The 22252-nt window shown below is 65.9% G+C and carries 19 protein-coding genes; 9 read left to right on the top strand and 10 right to left on the bottom strand.

Features of this window, described 5'->3' with window-relative positions; translation table 11 throughout:
• Positions 1-82: 82 nt before the first annotated feature.
• Positions 83-2737 carry an ATP-binding protein gene (locus tag AC1Z3O_RS07335; protein WP_483514772.1) on the bottom strand — a complete coding sequence of 885 codons (2655 nt, stop codon included), beginning with the start codon at positions 2735-2737 and terminating at the stop codon, positions 83-85.
• A 467-nt stretch (positions 2738-3204) separates the two neighbouring features.
• Here AC1Z3O_RS07335 and AC1Z3O_RS07330 point away from each other — a divergent pair, with 467 nt between their 5' ends.
• The 6 genes from AC1Z3O_RS07330 to AC1Z3O_RS07305 are packed head-to-tail and all read left to right on the top strand — an operon-like array spanning position 3205 to position 7747.
• A complete protein-coding gene (locus tag AC1Z3O_RS07330; protein WP_483514770.1) occupies positions 3205-3954 on the top strand; it encodes an IclR family transcriptional regulator in 750 nt (249 codons plus the stop codon).
• 38 nt (positions 3955-3992) lie between these two features.
• Positions 3993-4736 carry a glutamine ABC transporter substrate-binding protein gene (locus AC1Z3O_RS07325; protein WP_483514768.1) on the top strand — a complete coding sequence of 248 codons (744 nt, stop codon included), beginning with the start codon at positions 3993-3995 and terminating at the stop codon, positions 4734-4736.
• A 21-nt stretch (positions 4737-4757) separates the two neighbouring features.
• Complete coding sequence (locus AC1Z3O_RS07320; RefSeq protein ID WP_483514766.1) at positions 4758-5426, top strand: amino acid ABC transporter permease; 669 nt, start codon at positions 4758-4760, stop codon at positions 5424-5426.
• Positions 5423-6214, top strand: a complete 792-nt coding sequence (locus AC1Z3O_RS07315; protein WP_483514764.1) for an amino acid ABC transporter ATP-binding protein — start codon at positions 5423-5425, stop codon at positions 6212-6214. Before AC1Z3O_RS07320 ends, AC1Z3O_RS07315 begins: the two co-directional genes overlap by 4 nt.
• Positions 6211-7173 (top strand): formimidoylglutamase, encoded by a 963-nt coding sequence (gene hutG, locus AC1Z3O_RS07310; RefSeq protein WP_483514762.1) that lies wholly within the window; start codon positions 6211-6213, stop codon positions 7171-7173. The genes AC1Z3O_RS07315 and hutG overlap by 4 nt, the downstream gene beginning before the upstream one ends.
• On the top strand, positions 7154-7747 hold the full coding sequence (locus AC1Z3O_RS07305) for a HutD/Ves family protein (protein ID WP_483514760.1): 594 nt from the start codon (positions 7154-7156) through the stop codon (positions 7745-7747). The genes hutG and AC1Z3O_RS07305 overlap by 20 nt, the downstream gene beginning before the upstream one ends.
• A gap of 47 nt (positions 7748-7794) precedes the next feature.
• Here AC1Z3O_RS07305 and AC1Z3O_RS07300 read toward each other — a convergent pair whose 3' ends face one another.
• The 8 genes from AC1Z3O_RS07300 to AC1Z3O_RS07265 form a co-directional block, all read right to left on the bottom strand.
• A complete protein-coding gene (locus AC1Z3O_RS07300; protein WP_483514758.1) occupies positions 7795-9984 on the bottom strand; it encodes a putative bifunctional diguanylate cyclase/phosphodiesterase in 2190 nt (729 codons plus the stop codon).
• A 645-nt stretch (positions 9985-10629) separates the two neighbouring features.
• Positions 10630-11535: a LysR family transcriptional regulator gene (locus tag AC1Z3O_RS07295; RefSeq protein WP_483514756.1), complete on the bottom strand. Its 906-nt coding sequence runs from the start codon at positions 11533-11535 to the stop codon at positions 10630-10632.
• Positions 11536-11760: 225 nt separating this feature from the next.
• Positions 11761-12498 carry an SDR family NAD(P)-dependent oxidoreductase gene (locus AC1Z3O_RS07290; protein WP_483514754.1) on the bottom strand — a complete coding sequence of 246 codons (738 nt, stop codon included), beginning with the start codon at positions 12496-12498 and terminating at the stop codon, positions 11761-11763.
• Positions 12482-13822, bottom strand: coding sequence for an MFS transporter (locus tag AC1Z3O_RS07285; protein WP_483514753.1), 1341 nt, complete (start codon positions 13820-13822; stop codon positions 12482-12484). The genes AC1Z3O_RS07290 and AC1Z3O_RS07285 overlap by 17 nt, the downstream gene beginning before the upstream one ends.
• A 50-nt stretch (positions 13823-13872) precedes the next feature.
• Positions 13873-14826 carry an alpha/beta hydrolase gene (locus AC1Z3O_RS07280; RefSeq protein WP_483514751.1) on the bottom strand — a complete coding sequence of 318 codons (954 nt, stop codon included), beginning with the start codon at positions 14824-14826 and terminating at the stop codon, positions 13873-13875.
• Positions 14827-15043: 217 nt separating this feature from the next.
• Positions 15044-15265 (bottom strand): DUF3820 family protein, encoded by a 222-nt coding sequence (locus AC1Z3O_RS07275; RefSeq protein WP_483514750.1) that lies wholly within the window; start codon positions 15263-15265, stop codon positions 15044-15046.
• 63 nt (positions 15266-15328) lie between these two features.
• Positions 15329-15967 carry a LysE family translocator gene (locus AC1Z3O_RS07270; RefSeq protein WP_483514749.1) on the bottom strand — a complete coding sequence of 213 codons (639 nt, stop codon included), beginning with the start codon at positions 15965-15967 and terminating at the stop codon, positions 15329-15331.
• Positions 15968-16099: 132 nt separating this feature from the next.
• Entirely contained in the window at positions 16100-17032 is a 933-nt protein-coding gene (locus tag AC1Z3O_RS07265) for a LysR family transcriptional regulator (protein WP_483514747.1), read from the bottom strand.
• A gap of 238 nt (positions 17033-17270) precedes the next feature.
• Here AC1Z3O_RS07265 and AC1Z3O_RS07260 point away from each other — a divergent pair, with 238 nt between their 5' ends.
• Both AC1Z3O_RS07260 and AC1Z3O_RS07255 read left to right on the top strand, forming a co-directional pair.
• Positions 17271-18044 carry a putative hydro-lyase gene (locus AC1Z3O_RS07260; protein WP_483517539.1) on the top strand — a complete coding sequence of 258 codons (774 nt, stop codon included), beginning with the start codon at positions 17271-17273 and terminating at the stop codon, positions 18042-18044.
• A 143-nt stretch (positions 18045-18187) separates the two neighbouring features.
• A complete protein-coding gene (locus tag AC1Z3O_RS07255) occupies positions 18188-19480 on the top strand; it encodes an MFS transporter (RefSeq protein WP_483517538.1) in 1293 nt (430 codons plus the stop codon).
• 44 nt (positions 19481-19524) lie between these two features.
• On the opposite strand, the gene AC1Z3O_RS07250 is transcribed toward AC1Z3O_RS07255, so the two are convergent.
• Positions 19525-20193 (bottom strand): GntR family transcriptional regulator, encoded by a 669-nt coding sequence (locus AC1Z3O_RS07250; RefSeq protein ID WP_483514746.1) that lies wholly within the window; start codon positions 20191-20193, stop codon positions 19525-19527.
• A 407-nt stretch (positions 20194-20600) separates the two neighbouring features.
• On the opposite strand from AC1Z3O_RS07250, the gene pxpB reads away from it, so the two are divergent.
• Positions 20601-22247 (top strand): 5-oxoprolinase subunit PxpB, encoded by a 1647-nt coding sequence (pxpB, locus tag AC1Z3O_RS07245; RefSeq protein ID WP_483514744.1) that lies wholly within the window; start codon positions 20601-20603, stop codon positions 22245-22247.
• The last annotated feature ends 5 nt before the right edge of the window (positions 22248-22252 follow it).

The raw sequence follows: 22252 nt of genomic DNA, 5'->3' as shown, positions 1-22252 counted from the left end.
CGCCATTCAGGCGCGGAATCGAACGCCGCTGACTTACGGCGAGTGTAGGTGGCCGGATTGACCAGGTATTGGGTACTGGTACCTATTTTTCGAGTGGGCCGCGCGATGGATCGACTGCGCCGGATGTCTGCGCGTAGGCAGCCAGTTCGCGCCGGTTCTTCTTTCCTGTCTGGGCAAGCAGACGGGAGACATGGTGCTCGATCGTGCGTTCGGAGCGCGACACAGCGGCTGCGATCTGCGCATTGCTGTATCCGGCGGCAATCATGCGGAGGATATGCATCTGCCGTGAGGTCAGCCCGAGTGGATTCGCACGTGCTGCGGCATAGCTGCCACGCTTGACCCCCCGTACGCGCAGTCGATGTGCCTCGCTGCGCGCCATACGTTCAGCAGGGCGGGCCTCGGTCCGCGCAAACAACTCGATCGCACGCCGGATGCCGTCGGTGCCACAGTGCATCAGGCAGCAAGCCTGCTCGAACGGCGCGCCCAGCCGCTCCCAATGGGCCGCGGCGCTGCCGTAGTCGCCATCCAGTTCGGCCTGGAAAGGCGGCGCCGGCGCATAGAGTTGTCCCGCGCCGTGCCGCAGGCGCACGCCGAGGCGCGCCGCCCATACCAGATAGGGACCGATCGCCCAGCCGTCGGTCTCGCGGCCCCGATGCTCCCACGCCTGCGCAAGCAGCTCGCGCGCTTCATCGAAGCGTCGTGCGAAGGCCAGATGCTCGACCAAGGCAGCGCCGGCCGGCAACAGGTAAAAAGGCACCCCCGTCGCGAGATTGATCTCAAATGCTTGGCGCAGCAATGCCTCTGCGCCTTCGCCGCCAGCGCGGCTGCGCGCAAGCCCCGATGCGCAGAGCAGTGTCCACTGCATGACCGTCGGCGCAATCGTCAGGCGATCGAGCGTCTCGGCGGCCTTCGTGATCGCAAGCTGCAACGCTCCGCGCTGCAGCGCGAGCCGTGCACGCATGCCGAGGAAGTAATGCTGGATCATGCCGGTTTCCTCGAACGCCCCCAGCGCCGCCGCGCAGTAAGCCTCGGCCTCCGTCAAGCGATACTGCCGCGAGAGGCATTCGCACAGGTAGACGTACGCGATGACCCGCGTTCCGAAGTACTCGCTCGATTTCGCACGGGCGAGAGATTCATTCAGCATCGCTTCGCCTTCCGCATCGCCCCGCCGCAACAGCGCTGCGCCCATCGACGCCAGCGCCAGCGCATCGGCCTGGGCGACCCCGAGCGCTTCGCCCAATGCCAAGGCCTTGCGTCCCCACGCCAGCGCCGCGTCCGTGTCAGAGTCTTCCATGTGAAAATGCGCGCGCTTGCTGTAGACGTCCGCAAGCGTAGCGGTTGGCTCGATCGTGTGGAGAACCGCGATTGCCTCGTCCAGGTATCGCTTGCCGCGCTCGCGTTGCCACGTGCCATGACAGACCGAAGCAAGCTTGAACAAGGCAGCGCCCTGTCGCTCGACCTCGCCCAGCATGCGCCAATGCTCGATTGCCTGCTCGAACGCGCCGAAGACGCGCTCATCGGGCCAGCCGGTTACGCAAAACTCCACCGCCCAGCCTTCCAGCAAGTGCGCCTTGAGCGGCGCAGGCGCCCGGTCGAGAAAACGGATCGCGCTGGCATAGTGCGCAGCCGCTTCCCGGTGCGCGCCGAGCTGCGTGGCCTCGGCCGCCGCCGCTGGCGCCACGTCGAGCACGACCTCGGCCATTCCGGCTTGCGCTCCGTGATGCACCAGCCGGGCGTTCGATGCGTTTCCCTTCTGGCGAAGCCAGTGCAGCACCGTCTCGTGCAAGGCCTGCTTGCGCCCTGGCAGCAGGGCTTCCTCCACGGCGAGCCGTACCAGTTCATGGCGGAACCTCACGCCCTCTTCGTTCGTTTGCAGCGCGCCGAGGCGCAGGCATTCGTCAACGGGAGACTCGCCGTTCCCCCGTGTCGAATCGGCTAGCGCGTGGGAAATCAACTCATATTCGGCCGTCCCGGGAATCACGCTCACCAGCTCGCACAAGGCCCGCGCCTGAGCCGACAGCGCGCGCACCCGCGCTAGCGCTGCGTCTCGCACCGATGGCGGTACCGTATCTTCAGGGCTTGCCAGTAGCTCCGCGAGATAGAAGGGATTGCCTCTTGTCAGCTTGTGCAAGGCATCGGCTGAACGGCGATCGCTTCGCGCAAGCTGCGCCACGGCCTCGGGCGACAGCGCCTCCAACTCCATCCGTGCCGTGCTCGCGGCCGGGAGTTCGCCCAGCGCGCGCGACAGCATGCCGTCGCCGGCCGATGTCTCGCTACGGTAGGTGACGACGAGCAGCGTCCGGGTATGCGCGATTCGCCGTCCCAGATATTTGATGAGATCGAGTGTGCCGTGATCCGCCCAATGCGCGTCCTCGATCACGATCAGCGTGGACGCTCTTTGCGTTGTCAGATCGGCCAACAGCGCGGAGAAGATCCGGAACGGCCGACCGTGGTCCTGCAGCGCGTCGTTCACCGCGCTGTCGAGTTGAGGCGCCATATCGAAGATCGGCCCCAGCGGGCGCGGTGTGGAGAGCGCATCGCAGCCGCCGCGCAGCACGCGCTCCTGTCCGGCGTGATCGCAAATGAAGCGCTCGACCAGCGCCGTCTTGCCGATTCCCGCTTCGCCTGCCACGAGGATGACCTTCCCCACACCCGCGCGTGCACTCTCCAAGGCCTCCGCAAGCCGCCCAATCGCGCTGTCGCGCTCGAGCAGGCGTTCCGTTGTTCTCTTTTCCATATCGCGTTCTTCTTATTGGGAACTGCGGGATGAACCGATCAGGAGGTAGACGAAGGTCGTCGATACCCTCTGACGCTGGATGACCCCGGATGACCCCGGAACCGGGTTGCAGCCAGCAAAGTGATTCTAGGCGCCGGCACGTGATCGAGCACATCACGTCGTGCACGTCGGCTCGTCACTCTTTTGAAAGTAGAAGCGCGCGACCAGCGGAGTGGAACGGCCAGCATGGTCACGCCACACCCGAGCGGGTGAAGGCATTGGATGCGCCCCCCCCAAAAAGCGCCCTCAGCGAATCTTTTGCCAGCAGTGTTCCGATCTTTCTTGGCACAAGAGCCAGTGGAATCGAAAAACGCGTAGGTGTTAACACTGATTCTGACCACAAATTCTCATCACATGGGAATCGATTGTTGTGAATTTGAGAAGTTGCGCCTATTCTCCACCGCAACTCAAGGCCACAGAACTCTGCGATGACCGAAGCGAACCCAGCACAACCCAGCGCCGGCGCGGATCGCGTGCTGATGGTGCTCGCCACCATCGCTCGCCACGGCCGCCCGGTAGCCGCGCGTGAGTTGGTCGAGCTGACGGGCCTGCCACAGAGCACGCTGTACCGGCAGGTGGCATTGCTCAAGCGCTGGGGCTTCGTGCAGGAATCCGTCGGCACCTACGCGCCCGGCCCGATCAGCCTGCAGCTCGCGCTTGGCTTTGACCATGCCTCCCACCTGGTGGAGGAAGCGCGCATCGGCATGGCCAGGCTGGTGGCCGAGTCGGGCGAGTCGGTCGGGCTTGTGGTTGCGGTCAACGACCAGGCGGTGTGCCTGGAAATGGTCGACAGCCAGCAGTCGCTGCGCTGCTCGTTCGAAAAGGGGCGCGGCGTTCCTCTGCTGGCCGGCGCTTCCGCCAAGTCATTGCTCGCCTTTATGCCGCCCGCCGCTGCCCGCGCCATCCTCGCCGATCTGCTGGCCGGCGATCCCGAGCGGCAAGCCCTTCTGCAAACCGAACTCGCCGCGATTCGCGCGGCGGGCTATGCATTGTCCGAAGGCGAAGTCGATCCCGGCGTCTGGGGCGTGAGCGTGCCGGTGTTCCGGCTGCCGGGCCACGCGCTCGGCTCGATCACCCTGATGGCCCCAGCCACGCGCGTGCGCGGCAAAGAACAACGCCTGATCGACATGACGGTGGCCACCGCCGCGTCCATCTCGACCCGGTTGCAACACGCCTGATCCTTCTTCCACCCCAGATGCACACAAGGAGACCACTCATGAAAAACCGCCGTCGCTTTATGCTGGCCTGTGCCGCAGCACTGTGCGCCGCTACGACCTTTGCTCACGCGCAGAGCGGTCCGCTGCGCGTGGCAACCGACGCCACCTTCGCGCCGATGGAGTTCATCGAGAACGGTCATCGCACCGGCTTTGACGTGGAACTCATGGAAGCACTCGCCCGCGCCATGGGCCGCACCGTGGAGTGGACGGACATTGACTTCAAGGGCCTCGTGCCGGGCCTGGTGTCGCGCCGCTTCGACGCCGCCATCTCCGGCATCTACATCACCGATGAACGCAAGAAGGTGGTGGACTTCACGGTGCCCTACTACCACGGTGGCCTGGTCGCCCTGGTCAAGCAGAGCAACACCGGCGTCAAGACGCCGGCCGACCTGAAGGGCAAGAAGGTCAGCGTGCAGGTGGGCACCAAGTCGGTCAACTTCCTGAAGGAAAACTACCCGCAGGTCGAGCGTGTGGAAGTGGAGAAGAACCAGGAGATGTTCAGCCTGGTCGAGATCGGCCGCGCCGACGCGGCGGTGACCGGCCGCCCGGCTGCGCAGTTTTACGTGCGTGCCCGCCCGGGCCTGCGCATCGTCGAGCCGGCGCTGACCACCGAGGAATACGGTATTGCCGTGCGCCGCGACGAGCCGGAGCTGACCAAGGCCCTGAACGCCGCGCTGCAGAAGATCAAGAGCGACGGCACCTACGACCAGATCGTCAAGAAGTGGTTTGGCGCCGCCAAGTAATCGGCTGATCGGAAGGCTCTTATGGAACTCGATTTCTCTCCTGTCCTGGCCGGCTGGCCGGACATCCTGCGCGGGGGGCTCGTCACCGTTGAGGTGACGGCCGCCGCGCTGGTGCTCGGCTGCGTGTTGGGGCTGCTGGTCGGCATCGGGCGCTTGAATCCGCGGCGACGCTTCGTCTACGGCTTCTGCACCGCCTATGTGACGTTCATCCGCGGCACGCCCCTGCTGGTGCAGCTCTTTCTGCTGTTCTTCGGCTTGCCGCAGTTCGACATCCTGCTGCCCGCCTTCGTGTGCGGCGTGCTGGGGCTTGGCGTCTACTCGGGTGCCTACGTCTCGGAAGTGGTGCGCGGCGCGATCCAGTCGGTGGACCGCGGACAGATGGAGGCAGCGCGCTCGATCGGCATGTCATCGGGCCAGGCGATGCGTTCCATCATCCTGCCGCAGGCCGTGGTGCGGATGATCCCGCCGCTGGGCAACGAGTTCATCGCGCTGATCAAGAATTCGGCGCTGGTGTCGCTGCTCACCATCCACGACCTGATGCACGAAGGGCAGAAGATCATCAGCGTGTCCTACCGCTCGCTGGAGGTGTACCTGGCGATCGCACTGGTCTACCTGCTGCTCACCAGCGCCGCCAGCTACATGCTGCACAGACTTGAACGCAACATCCGTGCGGGAGGCATGGTGCAATGAACGCGAACCCGGCAAATCTGCACCCGGTGCGAGAGGCCCCGATCATCAAGATTCGCGGCCTGACCAAATCGTACGGGAACCACACCGTGCTCAAGGGCATCGACTTCGACGTGGCACCCTCGCAAGTGGTGGTCGTGATCGGCCCCAGCGGCTCGGGCAAGAGCACCTTCCTGCGCTGCTGCAACGGCCTGGAGACTGCCGAAGGCGGCACCATCGAGATCTGCGGCAAGCAGCTGATCGACCAAGGCAAGCTGCTGCCGGAGCACGACCTGAACCACCTGCGCATGCAGGTCGGCATGGTGTTCCAGTCGTTCAACCTGTTTCCGCATCTGTCGGTGCTGCATAACATCACCATCGGCCCCCGCATGCTGCGCGGCAAGACCAAGCATGAGGCCGAAGCCGCCGCGCGCGAACTGCTGCAGAAGGTGGGGATGGCGCACAAGGCGGACGCCATGCCCGCCAGCCTGTCCGGCGGGCAGAAGCAGCGCGTGGCAATCGCCCGCGCGCTGGCCATGGAACCGAAGGTGATGCTGTTCGACGAGCCGACCTCGGCACTGGACCCAGAGCTGGTCGGCGAGGTGCTGCAGGTGATGAAGCTGCTGGCCAAGGAAGGCATGACCATGCTGGTGGTCACGCACGAGATGGGCTTTGCGCGCGAGGTGGCCGACGTGGTGGTGGTGATGGACGGTGGCGGCATCGTCGAGGCCGGGCCGCCGTCGATCATCTTCGGTGAGCCGAAGGAAGTGCGCACGCGGTCCTTCTTGCAGGCGGTGTTGACCCGAGCATGACGATGACGTTTGACGCTTCCCTTTGGCAGGGCCGCCGCGACACTGGCGAGCGCGGCGATGTGACGCGCCTGTTCCAGGTCGTGCAGCCCGCCGATACCCTTGACCTGTCGGATGTGCCGGCCGTGCTCGGCTTTGCCTGCGATGCGGGCGTGGTGCGCAACCAGGGCCGCGCCGGCGCCGCCCTGGCCCCGCGCGAAATCCGCCGTGCGCTGGCGAGCCTGCCGGCACATGGCCTGGCGCGCCTCCTTGACGCCGGCGACGTGAGCTGCGAAGACGGCGACCTTGAGCGCGCGCAAACGGAGCTTGGCGAGGCGGTCCGCGGCCTGCTCCATGCCGGCGCGCATCCTGTCGTACTGGGCGGCGGCCATGAGGTCGCCTTCGGCACCTACCTGGGGCTGCGCCGCCACTGGCAGCAACAGGGGTGGCGCGGTCGCCTGGCCGTCGTCAACTTCGATGCGCACTTCGATCTGCGTACCAGCCGTCCAGGCAATTCCGGCACGCCGTTCGACCAGGTCGCAGAAGACTGCAACGCCCACGGCATCGACCTGACGTATTGCTGCCTGGGCGTCAGCCGCCTGTCCAACACGCCCGCGCTGTTCGACCGTGCCGACGCCTTGCATGCGCACTACGTGGAAGACGTGCACATGCAGGAGCGCCATCTCGACGCCCGCATGGCCGACCTGGACGCCTGGCTGGCAGATGCCGACCACATCTACCTGACCATCGACATGGACGTGCTGGCCGCCGCCGTGGCGCCCGGCGTGTCCGCGCCTGCCGCCTATGGGGTCACGCTGCCGGTGCTCGAAGAACTGGTGCGACACGTCTGCGCCAGCGGGAAAGTGCGTGTGGCGGACATCGCAGAAACCAACCCCGACTACGACCAGGACCGCCGCACGGTCCGCGTGGCCGCACGCCTGGCCTACCACCTGCTTCGGCGGCATGCGGCTGCTCGCGCCTGAAGCCATGCGCCGCATGCCGTGGAAGAACGGCGGCGGCGTCACCACCGAGATCGCCATTGCGCCGGCCGGCGCGACACTCGACGCATTCGACTGGCGCATCAGTGCCGCGCAGGTCGATGCCGCCGGGCCGTTCTCGCGCTTTGCCGGCGTCGACCGATCGCTGGCGGTGACCCAGGGCGGGCGTATGACATTGCATCGGGCCGACGGCAAGGCCATATCGCTCGCGACCGGCGAGCCACCCGCGCGCTTTCCCGGCGAGGTCGATATCCACGCCACCATCGCGGCGCCACTAACCGATTTCAACGTCATGACCCGACGTGATGCCTGGGCGCATGAAGTCGAGACGCTGGCCCTGGCAGCGCGCATGTGCCGCACGCTGCCGCTGCGACGGCGGGGCATGCAATGGCTGGTCTATTGCGTGCAGGGTGCGCTGTCGCTTGTTTCGCAAGACTGCGAAGCGTGCCAAGTGCAGCCGGGCGCCGCTGCCTGGCTGGACGCGCCTTCAGGCAACGAGACGCTGATCGCGCGCGAGGATGCGGTCGGCTACCTGGTCGCGCTCTGGCCGGTCACGTAACCCGCGGGGAGTTCTTCCTTATTTGCGCTACATGGCGATTGACGCCGTCAAAGACGGCCCATGTATGGCCTGATCTTGAATGCGTCGGCAAGTTGAAGCGCTGGTACTGGGCGACTGAATAGGTAGCCTTGCGCCTCCTGGCACCCGAGACGGCGCAAACTATCACGTTGTTCTTCGGTTTCGACCCCCTCGGCAATCGTCTCCAGGCCGAAGCTGCGCGCCATATCGATCAGCGCGCGGACGATGGAAGCATCCCGTTCGGATTCGAGCATGCCTTGCACGAAGGAACGGTCGATCTTGATCCGGCTCAGCGGAAAGCGTTTGAGCAGGCTGAGCGATGCGTACCCGGTCCCGAAATCGTCGAAGGCAATGCCCACGCCATGATTGCGCAAGCGCTGGAGCGATTTCAGCACCAGATCGTCGCCATCGAGCACGATGTTCTCGGTCACCTCAAGCTCGAGCACCTGCGGTGGCAGGCCATGCCGCTCCAGGGCTGAAAAGACCTGTGAAGCAATGTCGTTCGCGCGGACCTGTGCACCGAACAGGTTGACGCCGATTCGGAAATCCTTGGCGCCACTTCTGCGCCATAGCGCTGCCTGGGCACACGCTTCGTCAAGAATCCACGATCCTGCAATCACGGCTAGCGCTCCCTCTTCCAAGGCGGGCAAGAAAGCCGCCGGAGACAGAAGGCCATGCCGCGGATGCAGCCAGCGGATCAGTGCCTCGGTACCTGTGAGGGAACCATCGGCCAGGCGAACCTGTGGTTGATAGAAGAGCACGAACTCGCCTTCGCTGACGGCCCGATGCAACTCGATATTGTAGATTCGGCGCGCGACGGCTTCATTCCGCAACGCAGTAGCGAAGACAAACGATCGGCCATGGCCAATGCTTGCTGCCTTGAACAGGGCCAACTCCGCATTGCCGATCAGTTCCAGCGCTTCCTGTGCATGAGCCGGCGCGATGGCCACGCCGCAACTGACCGATAGCCGTACCTCATGTCCATCGATGACGATCGGCTCGGCCATGTGGGCGATCACGGCGTGAGCGACATCCTTGGCCTGTTCGGAAGCGTCACATTCCGGCTGCAGGATAGCGAACTCGTCCCCGCCGATCCGCGCGACCGTAGCGTTCGGTCCCACAGCTCTCTCCAGGCGGCGAGCCAGCTCGCAGAGAATCCTATCGCCTACCGCGTTGCCAAGGGTGGCGTTGACGTCCTTGAACCGATTAATGTCCACGATGACCACGGTTACCGGCAAGGCGAGCGTGAGTGCGTCTTCCACACGCCGGTAGAAGCACGCTCGGTTGGCGAGTCCGGTGAGCATGTCGACATTCGCAAGCCGTTGCAACGCCTGTTCCTCACGCCGCTGCGCTGTCAGATCCTGAAGATGCGCGTTGAAAGTACGGGCCGCGTCAGTACGCACGCAAGTCACGGATAACCTGAGAGGGAACTCCGTTCCGTCTTTGCGCAAGCCGTGCAGTTCCCCGAGCATGGGTGGCTTATCGACCGCGCCAGCCGCCGCACCCGTGACCAACTGGTGCAATCCAGCCCTGTCTCGCTCGGGGAACAGGCTGTCAACGGCCAGGCTTGGGCCCTCGCTCGGCTCGTACCCATACAGGGCAGCAGCCGTGTCGTTCCAGCTGACGACATCTCCTCGTTCATCGAACAGCACGACGGCAGTTGGCTGGCTGTCAGTCAGCGGCTCCGGGGAACGCCCTCGTACCTCCTGCGCACGAATTTCGATGCGGCGCAACTCCAGCCTGTCCGCTGCCATTTTGGCCAACTCGCGCAGACGCTCGCAGTCTTCCTCTGAGAAGTCGAGGTGCGGCTGTCCATCAATCACGCAGAGCGCCCCTAAGGCATGGCCATCAGGAGACATCAGGGGGACGCCGGCGTAGAAGCGCAGGTTGGCCGGCCCCGTGACCAATGGATTGTCGAAAAAGCGTTCGTCGACCGTGGCGTCCGGCACCACCATGACTTCGCTCTGGGTGATCGCATGCGCGCAGAAAGAAACGTCACGGCTCATGTCGACTTGTGCGCCTTCGAGACCAGTGCTTGCCGCAAAAAAGACATGATCGCTGCCGATCATGTTCACCGCTGCAACAGGCATCTTGAATACACGCGCGGCGATTCTGACCACCGGGTCCAGGCTGGGCAACGGTCTATCGCTTCCCAGCCCGTATCCTGACAGCGCCTCTAGCCGTTCTGCCTCGGTCTCCAATACTGGGGGACACTTCATGAGAGTTCTCCGGAGTTGTGCTCGCCGCAGGAATACTGAACTTCCTCAAATAATTGAGGCTGGCCATGCAATATATTTTCCAAACGCGCTACCCAGATTTCCGGGTATCAGAATAGATGAAAGTTAGATAAATGTAACCATCACCGGAACCCTCGATGTGGCAACTGGTAGGTGGCTGGTGGTCAAGGCAGCGAAAGCGGGGAGCGCTCCGTATGATGGTCGGCTTGGCCTCCACCGGGAGCTGAAGTCTTATTCCCGTCCTTTGGGGGGGCCATTTGCTCTAATTCGTCCGCCAGCTTCTCATGCAAGCGGACGCAATGTGGGACGCGAATGCGATCAATGGTCTGACGACAAGTATTCCAGATTGAAATATCGAGTTTCTGTATTTTGTCTGAGATGAGTAGCAAGACCCAGACATGCTCTGCATCGGTATCGACGCAGGGCCAGACATTCAAACTGGTATCGCCGCCCGCAAGAGGTAACGCTAGTTTTCGTACTAGCGTCGAATCAAATAAGCGCTGTTATTACCAGCGCCCTCCCCTACCTTGACCGAGGTCCGCCAGGCGGCGTCATGTTTGACGAGCGCACTGGAAAGCCTGCGATTGATGGAGGCGTTGGCGACTCCCGAGGCCCATCTCCTGCCTCTCACACCGGCGCAATCCCATAGCGGCAAGCAATCCGCAGCAGCAGATCATCCAGCTCCTGCAAGATAGGCCGATGGTCATCCACCCGCCGCACCAGAGCGGACGGCATGGCCGGCAAGTCGATCTCGACGAAGGCAATCTGCGGCGTCGCGTAGTAGCTGGCAGCCCGCTTGGTCATCATGAGCAGGCCTTGCTTGGTGCAGACCGCGGAGATGGCTTCGCGGATGGTGCGGATCACGGGCCCTTCCCCGATCGGCTTGCCTTGCGGCGTGTGGCGCGGAAAGTGGTAGTCCTGCCATTCCTGGTTGACCGAGCCCGGCACCATGCGCACCAGCCGCTCCTGCGACAGCAGTTCGGGGTCGAGCAGGCCGGCGCTGGCGAAGGGGTGGTCTCGTGGCACGCACAGCATGCGCTGGTCGCGCATGATGACGGGCCCGTGCAGCAGGCCGTCGACGCCCAGGGGCAGTCGGCAGAAGGCGGCGTCGACCGAGCCGTCGCTGACGGCGGCAAAGTGCGTCACATAGGTAAGCTCGACGAACTCGAGTTCGATCTCCGGGTGGGCAGCGGTGAACTCGGTGACGAGGGGCTGGTGCAGTTCGTAGAAGCCGCCGCCGAGAAAGCCGATCTTCAACTGGTGCGCCTTGCCGGCCGCCTGCCGCTTGCAGGCTTCGATCGAGGCCTTGAGCTGGATGACGGCGGGCGCCGCGCCGTGGCGCAGCGCTTCGCCGAGCGGGGTCAGGGCCACGCGGCGGCTGGTGCGGTCGAACAGTTGGCCGCCCAATGTGCGCTCCAGCGTCTTGATGGCCTCGGACACCGACGATTGGCTCATGTAGAGCGATTCCGCCGCGCGGCCGAAGTGCAGTTCGCGGGCAACCGCCAGAAAGCACTCGAGTTGTCTGAGATCCATAGCGGGCCCCACTGGATTGGCCATTGGCCCATCGGGATGTCCGATGGAAATCGCGGGATCATAGCACTGCGGCCAGGCCGGGGAAGGAGACGGCGAACGCCTGCCCGTTTCGCCATCCTGGTGGGGCCGAGAGGACTCAGCTTGGGGCTGGAATCATCGGCAGGGTCGATCGGCATGGCACCGGGCGGCAGAAGGCTGTCCCCGACCGACTTGCCGCTGTGGAAGTCAGGCGTGGATGATCCCGCCGTCGATCACCAGCGTATGCCCGGTGACGAAGGACGACATCGGACTGGCCAGGTAGAGCACCCCCATGGCGATTTCCTCGGGCCGGCCCAGGCGGCGCAGCGGCGTCTTGGCCAGGTATTCGGCACGGAGCGCGGGGTCCGCGTGCATCCAGCCGCTCATGGGCGTGTCGATATAGCCCGGTGCGATGCAGTTGACGCGGATGCCGAGCCCGCCGAACTCCACCGCCAGGCATTTCGTCGCGTGATCGACCCCGGCCTTGGCCGCGGCGTAGTCGATGCAGTTAGGGCGCGCCTTCAGTCCCGCATAGCTCGACAGGTTGACGATGGCGCCGCCGCCGTGCCTTGCCATTTCCCTTGCCGCGGCCTGGCAACCGAAGACAGTGGAACGCAGGTTCACGTGAAGCGAACGCTCCCAGGCCGCTTCGGTGAGCTCGCGCGCGTCCACTCTTTGCAGCATGCCGGCATTGTTGACCCAGATATCGAGCCCGCCGTAGGTGCCAGCCACCTCGGCCGCCACCGCCTGGATCGCCTCGGTGTCGGAGACGTCCAGCAGGCGGAAGTCGGGGTCCGGCTCGGCGGGCCGGTGCAGGTCCGTGCCGATCACGGTGGCGCCGTGCCGGCGCAGCGTGGCGACGATGGCCTGGCCGATGCCGCCGGCGGCGCCGGTGACGACGGCCACCTTCCCTGTCAGGTCGATCGGGTTAGTCATGTTTGGCATAGTGGTAGGTTGCATTGCTGGAGAACGATGTAGCGTGATCGGAGCCGGGGGCCTGGATGGCAGCGAGATCCAGGCCGGCGGTCTCGCGGATGACGAGGCCGGCGATGACGGCCACCAGGCCGAGCGCCATCACGTAGGCGGTGTAGAGATGCTCGTGGCCGCTGCCGGCCAGGTAGGTGTTCAGGTAAGGCGCGGTGCCGCCGAAGATCGCGACCGACAGCGACGAGACCAGCCCCACGCCTTGCGCCCGCGCTTGCGTCGGCACCTGTTCGGAGAGGATGGCCGGGAAGATCGAGGCCAGCAGCGCCCAAGCGCCGAGGCCCATGCCCTGCGCCAGGAACAGCGTGAGCGGCGCCTTCGTCACGATGCTCGAGATCGGGTAGGTCAGGACCATCACGGCGATGCCCCAGGCCACCACCATGGGCTTGCGGCCGAACCTGTCCGAGAGCCAGCCGCACACGGGCAGCCACAGGACGCACAGCAATTGCGCCAGCAGGCTGGCCTGGTAGGCGCCGGCGGGGTCCATGCCATGCGCGATCGCCGTGGCCGGCGCGAAGGTCACCCAGGTGTAGTAGGCCACGTTCGAGGCCGCCGCGACCATCACGATGTTCAGGCCGACGCGAAACATCTGGTAGCCGGTGAGCCGCTGCGCGGGCCTGGTTTCGGATCTCGTGTCCTCGAAGACATCGGATTCCTCCGCGCTGCGGCGCAGGAACAGTGCATAGAACCCGAGCAGGCCGCCGACACCGAAGCCGAGGCGCCAGCCATAGGCCTGCATGGCGTCCGGCCCGAGCCAGGACGACAGCGCCGCAGCGAGGGCTGTCGCCCCCATTACGCCGAGCGTGACGCTGACGAAGACCGAGCTGGACCACAGGCCACGGCGTTCCTTCGGCGCGATCTCCGCGACGTAGGTGTAGGAGACGCCGGACTCTCCGCCATGCGCCAGCCCTTGCACCAGGCGCAGGCAGAGCAGCAGCGCCGACGCGGCCACGCCGATCTGCCCGTAGGACGGGATGAGCGCGATGCCCACGCTGCTCGCGGCCAGCATGATCATGGTAACGATGAGGGTCGTCTTGCGCCCCAGCCGGTCGCTGAGCTTGCCGAAGAGCCAGCCGCCCACGGGGCGCGCCACGAAGCCGCCGGCGAAGACGGCAAGCGTGGCGAGCAGCGCCGACCTGGGGTCGGTGGTGTCGAAGAGGTTCCTGGCCAGGTAGATGGAGAAGGTCCCGTACAGGGTCCAGTCGAACCATTCGAGGGCATTGCCGGCGGCGGCGGCCCGCAGGGACCGGAGGCGCCCTTCCTGCGTCATGGGTGCGGAGTGCATTGCGCTGTCTCTTCCTGTGTCTTTTTGGGGTAGGTGTTTAGGGGTGAGTGTTATGCGAGATGCTGTTGGAACCAGTCCGCGGCCGCGGCGCTGGTCGCCGCGAAATGCTCGGTGTAGACGCCGTAGTGCCCGCCCGGCAGCAACATCAACCGCTTGGGCTCGTGCGCCAGGCGGAAGGCCTCCTGCTGCAGGTCGGCCGGTGTCAGGCCATCCCCGGTCGCCACGATCATCAGCAACGGCGTCGGCGCGATGCGCTGGATGTAGGCACCCGGCATATACGCGCGGGCCAGTTCCAGCGAGCGCAGCGTCACCTCGTTGACCCAGCTCGGGCAGCGCCGGGCTTGCCCGCCCATGTAGTCATAGGAATCTCGCCCCGGGTAGGCGACCGCGGCCTCCGGGTCGGCGTCGATCAGGCGCAGCGTGGCCGGCGGCTGGCCCGCGAAGCGTGCTTCCCGGTCACGCTCGAACGCGGCCTGGAGCGTTTGCGCCTTGTCATAGCGCAGGCGCCGCTGCCCCGCGGCGTAGCCGTCGATCGTCGGCACCTGGCTGACGACGCATTTCACGCGCTTGTCGATCGCGGCCACCACCAGGGCATGCCCGCCGCTGTAGCTCGAACCCCAGATGCCGATGCGCTCGCGGTCGACCTCGGGGCGACTGCGCACATAGGAGATGGCGGCGCGGAAATCCTCGATCTGCCAGGCCGGATCGATCTCCTGCCGCGGCAGCCCCTCGCTGCGGCCCAGGCGGCGAAAGTCAAAGGTCAGCGCCGCCATACCGGCCGCGACGACTGCGGCGGCGTAGTCCTCCAGGTCCCCGCCGGCGACCATCGACCAGCCATGCGCCAGCACCACGGCAGGCAGCGGCCCGGATGCGCCGGCCGGCAGGTAGAAGGTGCCGCGGATGCGGTCGCCCTGGAGCGTAAATTCGATCGGCTCTGCCAATCCATTGCGTGCTATGCCAAGCGGCCGGCCATGATTGGCCGGCGGCATCATTTCCTCGTTCATGCTTGCCCTCCAGGTTGGATGGAGGGGCAATTCTGGGCTAGGCCGGATAAGGGAACAAGCGGCAATATCGCGTGAATCAATCGGCAGATACGATCGATCAAACAATGCGGATGCGCTCAGAAGCGAGGCGCTTCGGGCAAAATGCCGAAGCCGGAATAAGGGAAATAGCGGTAGTAGCGACGCCAAGCGCAGGTGGTCGCGCCGGGCGCCCGGCGGCTCAAACGCGCCCGCGCAGCGGCTTCAACAGGTGACGCAGGCCGTTGTGATCCAGCTCATGCATCAGCGCGAGCAGACGGCCGGTCTCGCCGGGTGGAAATCCCTCCCGCGCGAACCAGTTCAGATAGTTGCCGGGCAGATCGGCGATCAGCGTCCCCTTGTACTTGCCAAAGTGCATCTGGCGTGAGACGAGCAACAGGAGGGATTCGCTGTCGGGAAGCATGGCAGGAACGCTAGGGGAAACGGTTGGACGGCATTGTAGCGTCGCGATGGCCTTGTGGCCGGGCTACATGCCGGCCTTGGGCGCGGTCAGGATCAAGCGCAAACCCAGCGCGGAAATGGCGCCGGCCGCAATCCGGTCCACCCATTTCTTGGCGCGCAGATACATCTCGCGCGGGCCCCGGCTGGAAAAACACAGCGCGACCATGGTGTACCACCCGCACTCGACCAGGAACACAAGCGGCGGCAGCACGAAATAGCACCAGAGAGGCGGATGCTGGGGCAGCAAGGCGGCGAAGATGCTGCCGTACCAGATAGCAGTCTTTGGGTTGCTCAGCTGCGTGGTGAGCCCCGCCCAGAAAGACTTGCGAGCACTGCTGGAGCGCGCGGCAAGCGCATCGTCAACGGTAACCGGCTGGTCGGCGCCTCGCCAGATCTTCGACGCCATGAAAATCAAATAAGCACCGCCCGCGATCTTGAGGCCGATATAGAGCCATTCGACTGCCTGCAGCAGGGTGTAGAGCCCGGCCAGGGCCACGCCGCCAAACACGATGCCGCCCACGCCCATGCCGAGCGCGGTGGCAAGCCCGTCGCTGCGCGACAGGCCGATGGCATTGCGCGCGACGAGCACGAAACTGGGCCCGGGAATCATCGCGCCCAGCCACAGCGCGACGAGAATGGCCAGAACGGCGGCGGATGCGGTCATCGGTTTCTCCCGGCTGTGGGGGGTGTTTGTGCGATTCTGCATTGTTGCATGAACACCGCAACCAATGCTTTAGCGCTCTAGTGCTCTAGCAAGACCCAGCGGGTACCGACGCACCGCCCGCCGCCCTCCCCGTCACAGCGCCTCGACCAGCCGCCTGTCACTGTTGTGGCAATACTCTGCACACGCCGCCCGCGCCGAGTTGGCGGCGCTGTGCACGAAGAGAGCCGCGTCGGCGCGCCGCGACATCGACACCACGATGGAGGGCGGCGCGGGCAGCAGCGGCAGCTCCACCACCTCCCCGCTCTCGATCAGCTTGTCGACGAACAAGCGCGGGATGGCGGCCACGCCGAAGCCGTCGCGCACGAGCTGGACGATGACGGCGATCGACGGCGATCCGGTGATGCGGGTTTCCGAGAGCGGCACGCCGTGCAGGCCGGCGAGCTTGGCCACGATGTCTTCCAGCGCCCGGTGCGGCGCGGTGCCGCGACCGAAGGTGAGGATGGGATGCTGCAGTACCTGGACGGCGAGCGAGCCGCGCGTGTGAGACAGCAGGCCGGCGCGCGCCACCCAGTGCACGGGATAGTTGGCGAGCGCATTGCACACGATATTGCTTTCGTCGCTGCCTTCGACGCGGATGATCAGATCGAGTTCGTCGGCAATCAACCTGCGCTGCAGCACCACGCTCACGTCGGCGGTCAGCTCGACTTCCAGCTGCGGGTAGTCGGCGGCCAGGCGCCGCATGTAGTTGGGCAGCCAGCTATGCACCACCGTCTCGATCACGCCCAGGCGCAGGCGGCCGCGGATCTTGCTGTCGCCCGAGGCGGCGGCCTGCAGCCGCCGCGCCGCCTCCACCACGCCCTTGGCGTAGCCGAGCAGATACTCGCCGTTGGGTGTCAGGCGGAACTCGCGGCTCTCCCGGTCGACCAGGGCCGTTTGCAGCTCGTCTTCCAGCGCCTTGATGCGTTGCGATATGGCCGCTGGTGTCGCATGCAGCGCGGTGGCTGTCGCACGAAAGCTTTGCAGTTTGGCCAGCGTGACGAAGGTTTCGAGGAAGCGCGTATTCATCGGACTGCGACGAAAATCACAGCAGAAGACATCAGGTTGCCAGATAGATCATGACAAATGGCGTGCGCACCGCGCTAGCAGCAGTGCAGTGCAGCTAAGGGAAAACCCGCAAAGTTGTTAAGCATTTCTTTACAGGTCCGCCAATAAAAACTCGTTGGCGATAGAAAATTTTACTCTCTATCGTTCAGGACAGACACGACGAAGTCATAACGATATGAGACCGCAAATGCCCGCAGACCTGAAGCCCTTCGACTTTCGCCAAGCCGTGCGCAGCGGCCAGTTCCGCGGCCCCACGGCCGGCCATTGCGGCGACTATGCCCAGGCCAACCTGGCCATCCTGCCGTCGGCGCACGCCAGCGATTTCCTGCGCTTCTGCCAGGCCAACCCCAGGCCGTGCCCCTTGCTGGGAGTCGGCGAGCCAGGGCAATGGCATGTGCCAGAGCTCGGGCGCGAGGTAGATATCCGCAACGACGTGCCGGCCTACAACGTCTATCGCAACGGGCGGCTGGCCGAAGAGACCGATTCGCTGGCCGAGCTGTGGCAGAACGACTTCGTGGTGTTCGCCATCGGCTGCTCCTTCTCCTTCGAGCAGATGCTGGCGCAGGAGGGCATTCCCCTGCGGCATGTCGAGGAAGGCCGCAACGTGCCGATGTATCGCACCAGGATCGCCAACCGGCGCGCGGGAGTGTTCGGCGGCCAACTGGTGGTCTCGATGCGGCCCATGCGCGGCGCCGAGGCGATCCGTGCCGTGCAGATCACCAGCCGTTTCCCCGCCGTCCATGGCGCGCCGATCCACATCGGCGACCCGGCCGAGCTGGGGATCGAAGACCTGGCCAGGCCGGATTTCGGCGACCCCGTCACGATCAAGCCGGGCGAGCTGCCGGTCTTCTGGGCCTGCGGCGTCACGCCCCAGACCGCGATCATGGCGGCGAAGCTGCCGCTGGCGATCGCGCACAAGCCCGGCCATATGCTGGTGACCGATATCAAGAACGCCTCGCTTGCCGTGTTCTAGCGCGAGCGCGCCGGCGCCACGCCACGCCACCCGTTTCCCGTTCTGTTGCTTCGTTTCCGTTGCTTCGTCGTTCCACCTCACGCACCCAGGAGCGCTTCATGGACCATAATCCCCCCGCAGCGGCGGCCGCCGCCGATCCCGCGATGGCCTCGCCTCTTGCGCCAACGGCCGCTGCCGACACCGGCGGCAACCTGTTCTCCTGGTACGGCGAGGCCTCGCCCCGCGAGAAGCGCGCCTTCTGGAGCTGCAAGGTCGGCTACATGCTCGACGGCATGGATACGCAGATGCTCTCCTTCGTCATTCCGACGCTGGTCGCCACCTGGGGCATCAGCCTGGCCGACGCGGGCTTCATCGGCACGCTCACCTTGCTGGCGTCGGCGCTGGGCGGCTGGGCCGCCGGCATCCTGTCAGACCGCATCGGCCGGGTGCGCACGCTGCAATTGACGGTGCTATGGTTCGCGGTCTTCACCGGCCTGTGCGGCCTGGCGCAGAACTACCACCAGTTGCTGGCCGCCCGCGCGCTGATGGGCTTCGGCTTCGGCGGGGAATGGACCGCCGGTGCGGTGCTGATCGGCGAAGTGATCCGCGCCAAGGATCGCGGCAAGGCCGTGGGCCTGGTGCAGTCGGGTTGGGCCATCGGCTGGGGGCTGACGGCCATCCTGTACGCCGCGCTGTTCTCGGTCCTGCCCGCCGAGCTGGCGTGGCGCGCACTGTTCCTGGTCGGCCTGCTGCCGGCGCTGCTGGTGGTCGTCATCCGCCGCTACGTGAAGGAGCCGGAGGTCTACGAAAAGGAGAAGTCGGCACAAGGCAAGGCGAGCGATCGCCCCAGCCTCACGGAGATCTTCAGCCCGAAGCTGCTGTCGACGACGGTACGCGCGGCGCTGCTGGCGACCGGCGCCCAAGGCGGGTACTACGCGATCACGACCTGGCTGCCGACCTACCTGAAGACCGAACGCCACCTGACCGTGATGGGAACGGGCGGCTACCTGGCCATGATCATCTTCGGCTCATGGGTCGGCTACCTCGTCAGCTCCTACCTGACCGACAGGCTCGGCCGCAAGCCCAACTTCATCCTGTTCGCGCTGGGCTCGATGACGGTCGCCTTCAGCTACACCATGCTGCCCTTGACCAACGGCGCCATGTTCTGGCTTGGCTTTCCGCTCGGCTTCTTCGCCTCGGGTATCTTCAGCGGCATGGGCGCCTTCCTGACGGAACTGTTCCCGACCCGGGTGCGTGGCTCCGGCCAGGGCTTCTGCTACAACTTCGGCCGGGCCGTCGGCGCCCTCTTCCCCTTCCTGATCGGCGCGCTGTCCAAGCAATACGGTCTCGGCACCAGCATCGGCATCTTCGCCGCTGCAGCCTATGGCGTGCTCATCCTCGCCGCGCTGACGCTGCCGGAAACCCGGGGCCGCGAGTTGGAGGCTGCGGGCGCGTAATCCCCTCGGCGGCCAGCACACCGACGCTGGCCGCCCCCACCCAATCAGCGCGCGCTGAACATCGGATGCCGCGCACAGGCCGACAGCACGATGCGTTCCGACTGCATCAGATAGTCATTGAGCACCGCCGCGCTCTCGGCCAGCTTGCCTGACTCGAACAATTGCAGGATGCGCTGGTTCATTTCGACGTAGGGGCCGTGCAGGAACTCGGGATCCCGCAGGATGCCGAAGGCCAGGCGCTGTTCGGCCAGCAGGTGGGAGAACATCATCTTCAGCCGCTCGCTGTCGGCCAGCTCGACGATGGCCATGTGGAACGCCATATTGGCCGTGCCCACGCCCTGCCAGTCGCCGCTCTCGCGGCAGCGCAGCCCCATGTCGACCGCCTCGCGCAAGTGCTTCACCGCCGGATGGCTGGGATAGGCCTGGGCCACGGCCTGGCACTCGATGAGCCGGCGCACGCGGTAAATGTCGATGATGTCCGCAATGCTGGGGATCGCCACGGAGACGCCGCGATTGGGCTCGTGCTTGAGCAGGCCTTCCATGGTCAGCACGCGGAAGATCTCGCGCAGGGTGTTGCGCGAGATCTGCAGGCTTTCGCTCAGCGCGGCTTCGGACAGGCGCTGGCCGGGCGAGAAATCCCCTTGCACGATCCGTTGGCGTATCTGTTCGGTGACCCGTTCGGCCAGGTTCTTGGTGTCAGGACTGGATGTCATGTGGTGTCGGCACTTGCATGGACGGGTCAGTTCCCCCTTGCCTTGCCGGTTCCGCTCGCCCGCTCCGGCCGGAGCGCCGCGGCAGCCCGGCTGCGGGCTTGCATGTTAGCGCACGTTGCTCTCGCAAACGCGCCAGTTTGGCGCAAATACAACCCATTTTGCCGTGCTAGGTGTATACCATGATCGTCAATCAATCCATATTGTTGAACAATCTTCTTCGTTAAGTTGAGTCATACGTAGTTCTGCATCAACCTGTGTGTGTTTTGCCAAGGCAAGGCACATGGAGCCGAGCGAGCCGGTGGGAAGGGCTGCGCTCTTCCCGGCACAGGCCCTGCCACTGGCAGCCCCTGTCTCTTAAGATGTGCCGCACCGCCCCCCTCCCCATTTGATCGCTTGCGGAGTTCGTCTTGCGTTTCCTACCCGTCTCTTTGAATGCGCTGCTGGTGGAACTGGCCGACCTGGACCAGACCCTGGCCCTGCTGGCCTCGCTGCAGCGTGATCCCCTGCCCGGCGTGGAGGAACTGGTGCCCGCCGCGCGCACCATCCTCGTGCGCTTCCGCCCGGCGGCCTGCGGCCTGGCGCAGCTGGTGCAGGCCATCGCCGCACGCGACCTGTCCCAGCGCGCCGAGCGCAGCGCCACCCTGGTGGAGATCCCCGTGCACTACCACGGCGAGGACCTGGCCGAGGTGGCGCAGCTGCTGGGCATCACGCCCGAGGAAGTGGTGCGACGCCACACGGACAGCGAGTACACCGTGGCCTTCACCGGCTTTGCACCCGGCTTTGCCTACCTCGCGGGCGGCCACCCCAGCTTCAACGTGCCGCGCCGCGCTACGCCGCGCACGCGCATTCCGGCCGGCGCCGTGGGCCTGGCCGGCACCTTCAGCGGCGTCTATCCGCAGGCCAGCCCCGGCGGCTGGCAGATCATCGGCGTGACACCGGTGGCCATGTGGGACCTGGGCCGCGCGCAGCCCGCGCTGCTGCAGCCGGGCTACCGCGTGCGCTTTGTCAATATCGCCACGCTGGGCGCCGAGGCCGCGGCGGCCTGGGAGAACGCCGGCGCCGCCGCAGACGCTTCCGCCGCCAATGACCGCACCCGTGACACGCTGGCTCCGGGCCAGGCGGCGCTGCGGGTCAAGGCCACCGGCCTGCTGACCGTATTCCAGGACCTGGGACGCCACGGCCAGGCCGGCCAAGGCGTATCGGCCTCGGGGGCGATGGACCAGGCCGCGCTCAAGGCGGCCAACCGCCTGGTGGGCAACCCCAGTGACTTTGCCGCGCTCGAGACCGTAGGCGGCGGCCTGCAACTGCAAAGCCTCGGCGAGACCGTGGTGGCCGTGACCGGTGCCGACTCTCCCCTGGCCGTGAAAGCCGCCGACGGCCGCCGCTGGACCGCGCCCGGCCACCAGGCCGTGGCCCTGGCCGATGGCGACGTGCTGAGCATCGGCCAGCCCGCGGCCGGCGCGCGCTGCTATGTGGCCGCGCGCGGCGGCTTTGCCGTAGCGCCGGTGCTGGGCAGCTGCGCCACCGACACCCTGGCCAAGGTGGGCCCCGCGCCGCTGGCGGTGGGCGATGTGCTGGCCCTGCGCCCGGCCCCTGCCGGCGCCGTGGTGGGCGAGCCCGAGCTGCCCGCAGCCGACCTGCCCACGCTGGAGCAGGAAGTGGTGCTGGACGTGGTCATGGGCCCGCGCACCGACTGGTTCACGCCCGAGGCCATAGAATGCCTGGCCGCGCAGCGCTGGCAGGTCACGCCCCAGTCCAACCGCGTGGGCCTACGCCTGGCGGGCGAGGTGCCGCTGGAGCGCGCCGTCGCCGGCGAGCTGCCCAGCGAAGGCACCGCCCTGGGCGCACTGCAGGTGCCGCCCAGCGGCCAGCCCGTGCTGTTCCTGGCCGACCATCCGCTCACCGGCGGCTACCCCGTGATCGCCACAGTGGCACCGCACCACCTCGACCGCGCCGGCCAGATTCCGGTGGGCGCCTGGCTGCGCTTCCACCCGATCCGCGTTTTTGAAGACCTCTCCCCAGCCGCCGCCCCGGGCGAGGCTGGCACCCTCTGAGACCT

The sequence above is a fragment of the Cupriavidus sp. 09_S30 genome (assembly GCF_056930435.1).
Note: the sequence above shows the minus strand (reverse complement) of the source record. Positions and strands in the feature narration are given on the sequence as shown.